The organism is Polynucleobacter sp. AP-Kaivos-20-H2 (genome assembly GCF_018882215.1).
Lineage (GTDB): Bacteria > Pseudomonadota > Gammaproteobacteria > Burkholderiales > Burkholderiaceae > Polynucleobacter.
This window is the reverse complement of the sequence record NZ_JACVOX010000002.1, coordinates 367,111-379,775: the sequence shown is the minus strand read 5'-3', so window position 1 is coordinate 379,775 and position 12,665 is coordinate 367,111. Positions and strand designations below refer to the sequence as shown.

Here is a 12,665-nt window from a genome sequence, read left to right as displayed (position 1 = left end):
CAAATATGAAAAATAACATTCTTAACCTTCCTCGTTGGCTAAAGCAGCTTGTAGCGATGCTAGTTGATGTTATTTGCGTTATTTTGGCAACTTGGCTTGCTTATTCGTTGCGCCTTGAGGAGTGGCATGGATTTATCCCTCAGCAAAAATTTGCCTATATTGCCGCGGTCCTCTTGGCCATACCGGTATTCATTCAGTTTGGTGTTTACAAGACAGTCTTACGATTCGCTGGTGCTCACAGTATTGCGCTGATGGGAAAAGCAATCGCTATTTATGGTGTGTTGTATTTCACCGCCATATTTATGCTTGCATCGCCATACATATATAGAAGTATTGGTTTTGTCCAACCAATCATTTTATTTATTTTGATGGCGCTATGTAGGGTGCTCGCAAGCGTGGGATTTGGATTTAGCTCCTACGGCAAGAATGGGCGACCTGTACTGGGTACTCTCTTAATTTATGGTGCTGGTCACTCGGGCATGCAAATTGCAACAGCGCTTCGTCAGTCTGGCCAATATTTCCTTGCGGGTTATATTGATGATAGCCCTCAATATCAAGGCAGCATGATTAATGGCTTGATGGTTTACTCCCCCGATGAAATTGCTCGACTAATTAAGACTCATGGGGTGAGCGATATTCTTCTGGCGATGCCTTCAATTGGTCGCGCAAGACGTAACCAAATATTGCAGGGCTTACGTGAACACCAGATTCATGTTCGATCATTGCCAGATTTGATTGACTTAGCGCAAGGTCGAGTGACGGTTTTAGATATTAAAGAGCTTGAGCCTGATGATCTCTTGGGTCGTGAGTCTGTTGAACCTGACGCACAACTCATTTCGAAAAATATTCAAAACAAAGTTGTTCTTGTCAGCGGAGCTGGTGGCAGTATTGGCTCGGAGTTATGTCGACAGATTTTGAGGGCAAATCCCGAGAAGCTACTTTTACTCGACCATAGCGAATTTAATTTGTATGTCATCGAGGCTGAAATAGTCAATAGCCTGCAAATATTTGGTGGTTATGCTGCGGAAAGAATTATCCCGATTCTTGGAAGCGTAAAAGACGAGCGTAGACTCGACGAGATATTCGCTCGGTGGAAAGTTGATACCGTTTACCATGCAGCTGCTTATAAGCACGTACCATTGGTGGAATGCAATCCAATTGAGGGTCTCGAAAATAATGTCATTGGTACCCTTAACTTAGCTATTGTCGCGCAAAAGCATGGGGTTGATAACTTTGTTCTGATCAGCACCGATAAGGCGGTACGCCCAACCAATGTGATGGGTGCTACTAAGCGTTTTGCTGAGTTGATTCTGCAAGCTTTAGCTGACGCCAATAAAGAAAAAGGCACTTGTTTTTCAATGGTTCGCTTCGGGAATGTATTGGGATCTAGTGGCTCAGTGGTGCCTTTGTTTAGAGAGCAGATTCGGGTGGGCGGTCCAATAACTTTGACGCATGCAGAGGTCACGCGGTATTTCATGACGATTCCAGAGGCAGCTCAATTGGTTATCCAAGCGGGTGCCATGGCAAAGGGGGGCGAGGTATTTGTTCTAGATATGGGCGATCCTGTAAAAATATACGATCTGGCACGTCGTATGGTTGAACTCTCGGGATTGTCTGTGCAGGATGATCAAAATCCTCATGGCGACATTGAGATTGTGGTGACTGGATTGCGTCCAGGAGAGAAGTTGTACGAAGAGCTTCTGATTGGTGAGAATCCTGCCTCAACGACCCATCCTCGAATCATGATGGCTAGAGAGGAATACTTAAGCTTCAGTGATCTAATGCAAGAAATTGAGATATTGAAAACCTCAATCACACAATCAAAAATTGAGACATTGATTGCCCAATTAAAGAGGCTGGTGCACGGCTATCAGCCTACGTAGTCCTGACTACTTAAATTCTGCCGCCTCAACTCCGATGGCAATTTTTCGCACATCTTGATTGATACCAAGATCAATTGGTCTTGCGGCTCCCGGCAGCTTAAGGGTTAGCTTTAATTCCGAGGAGTCACTGGGTATCTCAATGTTCAATTTATTGTTAAAAGCATGGGTTATTTCCACCTGCTTTAAAAATTTTCCATTGCCCCATACCTCTATACGCTGACTAGGATGGCTTGAATTCACTAATGCCCTAATCGAGAGCTGCATAAATCTAGGCCTCTCATTTGAGAATGGGAGAACTATTTTTGATTCATTGCCGGCAGACCAGGATCCCCAGTCTTCAGAATCCTGCCATCCAGATAAAAGGTAATTAGCGCCCATTTGATTTTTTGAGAAACGAATACTTTCACCTGAGCTTAATTTTGGCAGCTCAGGATTATCTATTTTTTTAAATATTGATAGAACAGGCTCACCATCCACCAGTACTTCATCAATTAACTTGTATCTAAAGTTGGATTTATAGTGGCTTGTATTAAACCCCTCATTCCCGCGCATACTTGTGATGATGTACTGACTTTCATTTTTTGTTTCCGGGATGCTAATTCTTTTAGCTTCACCCTCAGGAAGAATTTTTAAGTTGTGAACGAAGGGTAGCTGCCATCCTCCCGGCCATTGATAACCCAATCCAGGCCAGGCAAGAACAGTATTAGTTGGATCATCTTTAAGAATTTTTTCCAGGGCTTGCTTATTTGCAACACCCCAATAATCCACTTCAAATTTATTATTCCATTCTCCTGAAAATTTATTGAAGTATAGATTTTGAAGCGGGTGATTTGCGATCATCCAAATGGCGGTGTGAGTCAAGCTCATGGCAATTGTGACGATTAAAATAAACCGCAATAATTTTTTGCTTGCCATCCCCCATAACCGCACCACTCCACCTGTAGCAATGAGTATCAATGCTGGGTAAATAAAAAACACATGTCTCCAGCCGTTATACAGTATTGAGTGCAACGTAATTACTGCTATTACAGGCCCGGAAATGAAGGCTAAAAAAATGAGATCTTGAAGTGCATCATTGTTAGACCATAATTTATAGCCATTTTTTATTAAAATTTTAAGTGTCGAAAGTGCGCCAATAAAAAAAAGTCCCAAATAGACCAGTGGCGTAGTGATTCCTATCCATACCGGCAGGTAAAACCATGGAAGCGAGGAGGCTCTGACTGGCTCGCCCATAAAAATCAAATATGGGTTGTGCCTAAACCTGGCCATACTAACAAATGCTTGTCTAATATTTTGTAGTGGCGCCTCCCATAAATATGGCCAACATATAGTTGTAAAAATGAAACAAGCTACGGAGAAACAAATCCCATAAGTTAGGATTTGTTTTGTGCTTAATTCGTCTTTTAATGATTTGATGAATAGTATGGCTATAGTTATCAATGGGATGATGATTGCCATAATCCTGACGTCGATTGCAATGGCGCATGCTAATGCATGAAAGATGGCGGTTTTCCAGCTTGGTCGAATTACGAACGCAACAGTCGTATTCATTGCAATTGCGAAAACTGATAAAAAAACTAGATCCTTACTGTTGTAAAAAGCGTCTGCAAAAATTCTTGGACTAAGAATTAAAAATGTAGCTGCGAGCAGACCAATACGCCAGTCATTGAATCTTCGCTCAGCCATGCGATACACAGCATAGACTCCGCCAATAAAAAAGAGGAAAGTGAGGAAATGTCTGGCGAGATAAATTTCTCGCTCTTGTTTTAGGTTGAAGACATGCTCCATTAATGCCGCAGGCACCTCAAATATCACCCCATAATCACGATCTGTAATTTGACTCAGGTTTTTTGGAAATTGCGCAAGAAATTCATTGTTGAGGATTGAAGAGATGTTAAATAATTGTGCAATGTGGTTGAGGTTGGTAACTCCAATTAATCTTTGTGCGGGCTCGTCAAAAGAGACGCCATAATCTTGATAAATTAAGATCCCAATCGTCAGTAGGCCCAGAAAAAAGAGCGCCACAGCTGTGCGGCCAAGATTTGTTTGAGTGCTTTTTATCATTTTTATTGAAAATATGATCGTTAGTATATATAGCAATATTATCGATTAGCATTAATAATGTAGGCAAATGAGTTATACAGCACCCATAATGAGTCAAATAATTAAAATTTCCGTTGTTGCCCCTTTTTTCAACGAGGGGGATGGAGTTACACATTTTTATAGAGAGATGTGCTCCATCTTTGCTTCGCTCTCTCAATATGATTTTGAGCTGGTTTGTGTTGATGATGGGAGTTCAGATGATACTCTGTCGTATTTAATTGAGCTCGCTAATACAGACAATCGAGTTAAGGTAATAGAGTTTTCCCGAAATTTTGGGAAAGAGGCGGCACTCACTGCTGGCATTGATTATGCGACCGGCGGTGCCGTAATTCCGATTGATTCGGATTTACAGGACCCCCCTGAGTTAATTGGTGAAATGATTGAGTTGTGGCGCAGTGGCGCAGAAGTAGTTTTAGCAAAAAGGGTGGATCGTTCATCTGATACGGCTCTAAAGCGCATGACCGCTTCTGCCTTTTATCGCATTCACAATCTTCTCTCATCTGAGACCCTGATTCCTGAGAATGTTGGAGATTTCCGCTTAATGGATAGGGTTGTTGTAGATGCTTTAAAGCGTCTGCCTGAGCGACAGCGGTTCATGAAAGGTCTTTTTGCCTGGGTTGGCTTTAAGACCAAAACTTTAGAGTATGTTCGAAGCGCGCGTATTGCAGGTGAAACCAAGTTTTCAGGCTGGAGATTATGGAATTTTGCGCTTGAAGGCATAACAAGCTTCAGCTTGCTCCCCCTCAAGGTTTGGACTTATTTTGGGCTTATAGGAGCCTTTTTTGCCTTCTTTTACGCCCTTTACATCATTATTCGTACGCTTATATTTGGGGTGGATTTACCGGGATATGCTTCTCTCTTAGTGGTTAGCCTCTTCTTTGGTAGTTTGCAGCTGATTAGCCTTGGTATTTTGGGCGAATATATTGGCCGTATTTACTTTGAATCTAAGCAAAGACCTTTATATATAGTCCGTAAGTCTCACGGACAGAGTCAGGCTTAGGCTGTCGATTGCTGGGGCATGCGCTCAAAGGTATACCTCGTTTTTCCTTGTTCAAGACGGTAAATTACTCAGATAAAGTTCGCTAGGGCTTTGATTTCATAATAAAATCATAGAAATTTAAAAATTATGTCAATTAAGCCTGCCAACCTTCCTGCCAATCGTACGTTCGGGCTCCTTTTTATAGGTGTTTTTGCTGTTTTAGCAGTTTATGGACTCTGGAAGGATTGGTCTGCGGTAGCAGTTGAAGCTTTTTTTATTATTTCAGGTGTATTGGTTGCTGTAACCCTTTTGGCGCCAAAACTGCTTGCCCCATTCAATAAAGCTTGGTATCAACTGGGCTTACTTCTTGGCAAGGTTGTTAGCCCCATCGTTCTGGGTATCCTATTTTTTATCGTTATTACTCCAGTGGCTCTAGCGATGCGGTTGGCTGGTCGCGATGCTCTGAAATTACGCAAACAGAATGTGAATTCACATTGGATTGATCGCAAACCTCCAGGCCCTGAGCCCGAATCATTTAAAGAACAGTTTTAAGGAATTTGTAAATGTCGTTTATTAAAGAGCTATTAAAATTTTTGAAGGCCCGAAAAAAACTTTGGCTATTGCCGATCATTATTGTGATGGTGGTTTTAGGTGGTTTGTTGATTTTGGCTGCGAAGAGCTCTGTGGTTGCTCCATTCATTTACACCTTGTTCTAAGATATTTCTCCAATGAAAATTTTAGGAATTTCTGCTTACTATCATGACTCAGCTGCCTGCTTAGTTGTGGATGGTGAGGTCGTTGCTGCGGCCCAGGAAGAGCGATTTACGCGCAAAAAGCACGATCAAGATTTTCCGAATCATGCGATTGAATATTGTTTGAGTGAGGTGGGCTGCAAGCCTGAAGATATTGATTATGTAGTCTTCTATGACAAACCATTTCTGAAGTTTGAGCGTTTGCTAGAAACCTATTTGGCTTATGCCCCAGTGGGGTTCCAGTCCTTTGCAACGTCACTGCCAGTTTGGCTAAAAGATAAGTTATTTCAAAAAACCATGATTGCTGATGCCCTCAAAGCAATCTGGGGAAAAAATATTGATTGGACCGAGCGCTTATTGTTTTCAGAGCATCACTTAAGTCATGCGGCTAGCGCTTTCTTCCCGTCGCCATTTGAAGAGGCAGCAATTCTGACAATGGATGGAGTGGGTGAATGGACTACAACATCTCTTGCGATTGGCAGAGGTGCTGACCTGCAGGTACACAAAGAAATTCATTTCCCACATTCTTTAGGTTTACTCTACTCAGCGATAACTTACTACACTGGCTTTAAGGTGAACTCGGGTGAGTACAAGGTCATGGGCTTAGCTCCTTACGGCGAGCCAAAGTATGCGCAATTAATTAAAGATAACCTCATTGATATTAAGGAGGATGGTTCATTTGCATTAGACATGAGCTACTTCAACTATTGCACTGGTTTGACAATGACCAATGCGAAGTTCGATAAATTATTTGGTGGGCCGCGTCGCTCTGAAGAGTCCGAATTAACTCAGCGAGAGATGGATTTGGCCGCTTCAATTCAGGCCGTTACTGAGGAAGTGGTTATTAAGCTTGCTCGCAGCATTCGTAAATCTACTGGCATGAAAAACTTGTGCCTTGCAGGTGGCGTAGCGCTCAATTGCGTTGCTAACGGCAAACTGTTACGAGAAAACATTTTTGACAATATTTGGATTCAGCCTGCTGCAGGCGATGCCGGTGGAGCTGTTGGCGCTGCTTTGGGTGCATATTATTTGATGCTTAAGCAACCGCGTCATGTTGATCCCAAATTGCAAGACGGCATGAAGGGTTCTTACTTGGGCCCGCAATATGAACAATCAGATATCGAAAAACGCCTTGCATCAGTAGGCGCTAAATTTACCATTCATTCTGATCAAGAAATTATTGAGTTGACCGCTCAAGCCCTTGCTGCTGATAAGGCGGTAGGCTGGCATCAGGGTCGTATGGAGTTTGGTCCGCGTTCATTGGGCGGGCGATCCATCCTGGCTAACGCTCGCTCACCCTCTGCTCAGAAGTTGCTGAATCTTAAGGTGAAGTACCGCGAATCATTCCGTCCTTTTGCACCAAGCGTATTGCGTGAAGACGTATCTGAGTGGTTTGATATCAATACTGACAGTCCTTATATGCTGTTGGTTGCAGATGTTAATGAGTCAAAGCGTCTAGCAATGACTGAGGAGCAGAACAAACTCTTCGGTATTGAAAAGCTCAATATTCCTCGCTCGCAAATCCCTGCAGTAACGCATGTGGATTATTCAGCACGTGTGCAGACAATTCATAAAGAAACTAATCCTAAATACCACGCGCTAGTAAGTCGCTTTAAAGAGTTAACGGGTTGCCCAGTAGTGGTTAATACCTCCTTCAATGTTCGTGGTGAGCCAATTGTATGCACACCAGAAGATGCGTTCCGATGCTTAATGGGAACGGAGATTGAATTCTTGGTGGTTGGTAATTCCATTATGAGCAAAGAAGAGCAAGATCCTGCACTCAAGTTGGATTACAAGAATGCGTATGAACTGGATTAATTGCTTCGCGTCAGAGATATGATCAAAAAACTTATTCCTACTGTAATCTTGGCGGCCTTGGCCGCTTATTTATTTTTTAATTCTTATACGCAACGTAGTGTGGCGAGCTTTTTATGGGGTGCAAGTTTTGGCTTGGTTGTGATTGCCATCCTTTTTTCGTTTCTTCGTAATACAGTTGTCGTGCTTATTTCATTGGTCATTACCCTTGCGATTGCTGAAAGTGCATTGGGATACTTGCCAGCCATAATGGCTAAAAAGCCTGATTCAGGAATTAATACGGCTAAAGATAAAACCGTTTTTGCCTACTTTGATAGTGCTCAGACCTATAACACTCCTGCATATTGGCATTTGGGTGAGTTTGGCAGTCAGCCTAAACCAGGCATCTTTACAGCCAAAAAGGTAGCATCTAACGGCGATGTTCTCTATGACACTTTTTTTACCATCGGCCCAGATGGCTTTAGGGTGACGCCAAGGTATGGAGATAAACAGAGTCATAGAATTAATTTTTTGGGCGACTCTTTTACGTTTGGTGAAGGTGTGGCTGATAATCAAACAATGGCGTATTACGTTGGTGATTTAATGAATAGCCAACATCTAGGAGCCTCAAAGTGGGCCCCGCTACAGGTTAAGAACTACGGTATCCATGGTTGGGGTATTCATCAAAGTCTTGCTGTATTGCAAAGCGACCTGGACACCAAGGCCAATCTAAATTTTGTCCTCACTGCGCCTTGGCACGCTAGTAGGGTTGCCTGCGCTGATTTCTTTACTCTGGGTTCGCCTAAGTACAGACTGGAAGAATCGGGCCTGGTCAAACGGGATGGCTATTGCAGATCATTTGGATGGGTAGAGCATTCTCCAAAAGCGTTGCGGGGATTAATTACCTCATCAAAAGTGTTTAATTTGATTCAGGATAGTTTGCTGGTAATTAATGATCAAGATAAACAAATTCAGCTTTATCTAGGTGCTCTACGAACCATTCAGCAAGAAGCAAAACAACGCGGTGAGCAATTAGTTGTAGGCTTTATTAAGGCCGATGATGCTTGGTTTGTAGGCAGCTACAACAATGACAAGATTTTGGCTGAACTCAAGAAGTCGGGAATTCAGATGATTGATATGACTTTGGCTGATAAGAATGAAAATCTCAAACCAAAGTTCTATGTTCATGAATTGGATAAGCACCCATCCAGTCTTGGTAATCTTGAGAGATCAAAGCTACTAGTGCAAAAGCTCGATAAGTAAGTTATTGGCGCCAGTACTGCGGTGCTGGTTACACCACACCCTTTTGAGTAAAGAAAAGCTTGCCGTTCCACTCTTGGCAAATCAGGCTCTTCTTGGTCTTCCAGCCCTCGCTATTATCTGAAGCCTCTTCGTAGGCCCACTTCGGATTTACCGTGAATGGCTCATTGGCCATTAAGGCCGAGATCCAAAACGTCTCTTTGTCTCCCCACACATATTTATAGGTATCGGGATGATTATCATTGAGCTCCATCAGGCATTTAATTGCCTCTGGATGCTTGCTGCGATTGATGGCTACAACGCCGCTATCGACATAAGTTTCAATCACGGGTTCTGATGGAATACCATCAATCCAAATATAGTTCCACTCAATCGGAAAGTTTGCTGGTTTCTGATGATTTAAGCAGCGACGCAACCAAGCCTGACGCTCTTTATAAAAAGCATAGTTACGAAACTTATTGCCCTTGAAGGGCTTACGTAAGCCTAGTTGATACATTAACTTGTCGTACCAATTAAATTCAAAAACCCAGCGCTTGAGGTCTCTAAACATATAAAAGCCAGTATCTTGGTAGCCAGTATCGCCAAATAAATCTTCTGGATTTTGATGGAAAATGCCGTCGGCATCAAATAACATCACCTCATTAAATGAGCTGATGGCAACAATAAAAGCCTTTACCTGAAAACCTTTCCAGTGGGCAAGGTTATTAGTGAATTCAGAAACATTGCGCCAAATAATCTTGTCTGTAATGGCGCTAATCTTTTCTTTTGATTCTAGACTGAGTTCATTGCCCACTTCCCAGATTTCAATGGGAAGCTGACAGCCTAATTCACCATAAATCTTCTTGAGATTAAAAAGAGCAAACTGGACATAGCGCTCTGGGATGCTGGTGACTAGACCACGCGACAGATTTGTACTCATAGTTGATTAAGCTTTATGAATGGATTACTAAAGTATTGCTGATTATTTTTTGAAAAGGGATTTGGCCCACTTAAAGGGCTCTAGTAATTTCCAGATACGGCTTAGGCGCGCCTCCAACAATTGTGTCTTACGCTCCATCGCATCGAAACGCTCTTGGTAGCGATTTGCTAGCATTTCTAAAGTGAGGCCATATTCTTGGCTGAATACGATTTCAAAAGCTTGCATCAGTTTTGGTTCTGCCGCTTTCTGCGCAATCACAGCATAGTCAGGACTTACGCCAGAGAGAACGGCAAACAGGCTGACAGGCCCATGCTCTTCCCTCAAGGGAATCGATTCCTGGACGCCCAGTGTTTTTACCCTTGCAAAACCAAGGTGACTAGCTAAAAAGCTTAGCAAGGCAGAGGGTAGTGGGCGCTGATGGGTCGGATCTAAATAAAAACTGGAGGTGCCAACCACCAAATTCTCGGTATTTGGTGCCTCCAAAATTAAGAGTCCTGCAGGCTTGAGTATACGTAATGCCTCTTTGATCAGAGTCTGTAAATCTTCCAAAGATAAATGTTCTGCAATATGAAAGCCTGAAACAATACTTAGGCTGTCATTGGGGAGGGATTTAAGGTGGGCGATTGCATCACTCGTCTGCACATTCAGGCCGCGACTTCTGCACGCAGAAAGCATGCCATCATCTTGATCAATACCAGAAGCGCTTAATTGATTGTCTTGCAGAAGCTCAAGCCATTCGCCGCGACCGCATCCTAAGTCGAGAGCGGTTGCATTGGGGTGGACTTCTTGAACCTTTTTGATAAATGGTAGGTAGACTGCTAAACGAGACTTGATGAGCTCACGTGAGCCGCGATGCTGATCTTCAAATGCTTTATAAAAACTGTTTTGATCTGGGCTCATGTGTTCTTGCTATTTAATATTCACTGTAGGTGGTAACCACGCCACCCCTTCAAAATGTTCTTTGCTATTAATGACTGTAAATACCAGTGCATGGTCACGCCACTCGTAGTTACTTGCAATGTGATTGTCAGATGCATGCAAAGATAATGCAAGCGAATAGGTTCCTGGACCAAAGTTAGCGGTAAATTGAAAATTAAATTCAATTTCAGCGCCAGCTTTAAGGTCTTTAAGGGTTTTATTCAAATGGAAGGTATTGGTGCCGTATACCGGTAATCCCAAACGATCCTTAAACATATAGCCCAGAACAAGCTCATCAATATCTTGATTGCAGCGCACCTTAGTTGATAAGGTAATGTCTTGAGCAACTTGGACTACTTCAATACGTTTACCTTCTGAATTCAGCAGCGCTACGTCCAAGATAGTTGCTTCGCCACTTCCGGAAGTTGTTTTCACTTTTCCGGATTGGGTCACTTCTTGGCGAACGTTTTGGTTTTCACGATCAGCAAGTAAGGCATTGTAATAGTCCATCACCATTTCTGGTTGGCCTTCGATAGCTACCTTACCTTGATTGAGCAAGATGGCGCGATCGCAAATTGATTGGATTGCCATCTTGTCATGAGACACGATTAACAATGTGGTTCCTAGCTTGCGGAATTCTCGAATACGGTCAAAGCACTTGTGGGTAAAGTAGGTGTCACCCACCGATAAAGCCTCATCAACGATCAATACATCAGCGCGTTCAGCGGTCGCTACGCTAAAGGCCAAACGCATTTGCATGCCGCTGGAATAAAAGCGTACTGGTTGATCGATGTATTCATCAATCTCGGCAAACTCTTCGATGGCCGGCATCAAGGCGGTAATTTGATCAACGCTGTAACCGAGCAACTGTCCAGCCATGTAGGCGTTCTGCCTACCAGTGAAGTCTGGATGAAAGCCGATACCAAGTTCCAGGAGGGCAGCCACTTTGCCGCTCATCTCTACTGAGCCAGTAGTAGGTTGAGATGTCCCAGAGATCATTTTGAGTAAGGTGCTTTTGCCAGCACCATTAACACCAATAATGCCAACGGCTTCACCGGGATTGACGATGAAATTCAAATCTTGCAAAACCCAATTGAGGCTATGACGGTCTTTACTAAACGGAATAATCCATTCTGCTAGGCGTGACCACTTAGAAGGGTAGCGCTTATAGGCCTTACCAAGGTTTTGAACGATGATCTGCGACATTAGAGAAGATCCACCATTTCCCCGGAACGCTTTCTGAATAAGCGAAAACCATTGATGTTTAGCAATATCGCTAAGACACAAATCAACCAGAGGCTAGACCAATCGGGCATCTGATGGTTAATGAAAATACCTTGAAAGGCTACTAATAAATTAGTCAGTGGGTTAAAGGCTACCAAAAAGCGAATTTTTTCCGGTAGTACATTAACTGAATACACAATCGGTGTGAGCCAAAACCAAAACTGCAAGGCAACGCTATAAAAATAGCCAATATCCCTGAAGAAGACATTGAGCACACCTAGTGTCATGCCTAGGCCAATAGCAAATGCGATCAGAATCGCCAGAAGCGGGATCACCGCAAAGAAACAATAGCCAGGAAAGTTATTAGTCACCACCAGAAAAATAGTAAACAATGAAAAAATAATCAGGAAGTTCAGGCCTGCATTAAAAATCACAATGACCGGCAAACATAGGCGCGGAAAGTTGAGTTTTTTCAGAAGATTGGCATTCTCCAAAAACACAACTTGGGCGCGTGAGGTGAGCTCGGCAAACAGCGTCCAAACAATCACCCCAATACATAAATAGATGCTGTAAGAGTAAATTCCAGAACCACCTTCTCCAGCAGCACTTGGCAAGCGAGCGCCCATCACTTTGGAGAACACCAGTGTGTAAACCAAAATCAATGCAAGAGGGTTAATGATGGGCCAAGCAAAGCCTAATAAAGAGTTTTTATACTTTGTCTGAAATTCACGCTTGGTGCTGCCTAAGATGAATGCGCGATATTGCCAAAGAGAGGCAATGGAAGCTAGCAAGCCAGGTGATCGACCGTTAGAGAAGGATTTGTTGTTTAACAT

The 12,665-nt window shown here is 43.0% G+C and carries 11 protein-coding genes; 6 read left to right on the top strand and 5 right to left on the bottom strand.

Annotated features, from left to right (window positions below; translation table 11 throughout):
• The first annotated feature begins 5 nt into the window (after positions 1–5).
• Positions 6–1,883, top strand: coding sequence for a nucleoside-diphosphate sugar epimerase/dehydratase (locus ICE89_RS06325; protein WP_255558735.1), 1,878 nt, complete (start codon positions 6–8; stop codon positions 1,881–1,883).
• 6 nt (positions 1,884–1,889) lie between these two features.
• Here the strand turns inward: ICE89_RS06325 and ICE89_RS06320 are convergent, their stop codons facing one another.
• Positions 1,890–3,947, bottom strand: a complete 2,058-nt coding sequence (locus ICE89_RS06320; RefSeq protein WP_216265258.1) for a glycosyltransferase family 39 protein — start codon at positions 3,945–3,947, stop codon at positions 1,890–1,892.
• Between the two features lie 88 nt (positions 3,948–4,035).
• Here ICE89_RS06320 and ICE89_RS06315 point away from each other — a divergent pair, with 88 nt between their 5' ends.
• The 5 genes from ICE89_RS06315 (at position 4,036) to ICE89_RS06295 (ending at position 8,774) form a co-directional block, all read left to right on the top strand.
• Positions 4,036–4,986, top strand: a complete 951-nt coding sequence (locus tag ICE89_RS06315; RefSeq protein WP_216265257.1) for a glycosyltransferase family 2 protein — start codon at positions 4,036–4,038, stop codon at positions 4,984–4,986.
• A 126-nt stretch (positions 4,987–5,112) separates the two neighbouring features.
• Positions 5,113–5,517: an SxtJ family membrane protein gene (locus ICE89_RS06310; protein WP_216265256.1), complete on the top strand. Its 405-nt coding sequence runs from the start codon at positions 5,113–5,115 to the stop codon at positions 5,515–5,517.
• Positions 5,518–5,528: 11 nt separating this feature from the next.
• On the top strand, positions 5,529–5,681 hold the full coding sequence (locus ICE89_RS06305; RefSeq protein ID WP_216265255.1) for a DUF5989 family protein: 153 nt from the start codon (positions 5,529–5,531) through the stop codon (positions 5,679–5,681).
• A 12-nt stretch (positions 5,682–5,693) separates the two neighbouring features.
• On the top strand, positions 5,694–7,535 hold the full coding sequence (locus ICE89_RS06300) for a carbamoyltransferase (protein ID WP_216265254.1): 1,842 nt from the start codon (positions 5,694–5,696) through the stop codon (positions 7,533–7,535).
• A gap of 18 nt (positions 7,536–7,553) precedes the next feature.
• Positions 7,554–8,774, top strand: coding sequence for a hypothetical protein (locus ICE89_RS06295; protein WP_216265253.1), 1,221 nt, complete (start codon positions 7,554–7,556; stop codon positions 8,772–8,774).
• 28 nt (positions 8,775–8,802) lie between these two features.
• Here the strand turns inward: ICE89_RS06295 and ICE89_RS06290 are convergent, their stop codons facing one another.
• The 4 genes from ICE89_RS06290 to ICE89_RS06275 are packed head-to-tail and all read right to left on the bottom strand — an operon-like array spanning position 8,803 to position 12,665.
• Positions 8,803–9,690, bottom strand: a complete 888-nt coding sequence (locus tag ICE89_RS06290) for an alpha-1,3-mannosyltransferase family protein (protein ID WP_216265252.1) — start codon at positions 9,688–9,690, stop codon at positions 8,803–8,805.
• 42 nt (positions 9,691–9,732) lie between these two features.
• Positions 9,733–10,590: a class I SAM-dependent methyltransferase gene (locus ICE89_RS06285; RefSeq protein WP_216265251.1), complete on the bottom strand. Its 858-nt coding sequence runs from the start codon at positions 10,588–10,590 to the stop codon at positions 9,733–9,735.
• A 9-nt stretch (positions 10,591–10,599) separates the two neighbouring features.
• Entirely contained in the window at positions 10,600–11,814 is a 1,215-nt protein-coding gene (locus tag ICE89_RS06280; protein ID WP_216265250.1) for an ABC transporter ATP-binding protein, read from the bottom strand.
• Complete coding sequence (locus ICE89_RS06275; RefSeq protein WP_304608638.1) at positions 11,814–12,665, bottom strand: ABC transporter permease; 852 nt, start codon at positions 12,663–12,665, stop codon at positions 11,814–11,816. Before ICE89_RS06275 ends, ICE89_RS06280 begins: the two co-directional genes overlap by 1 nt.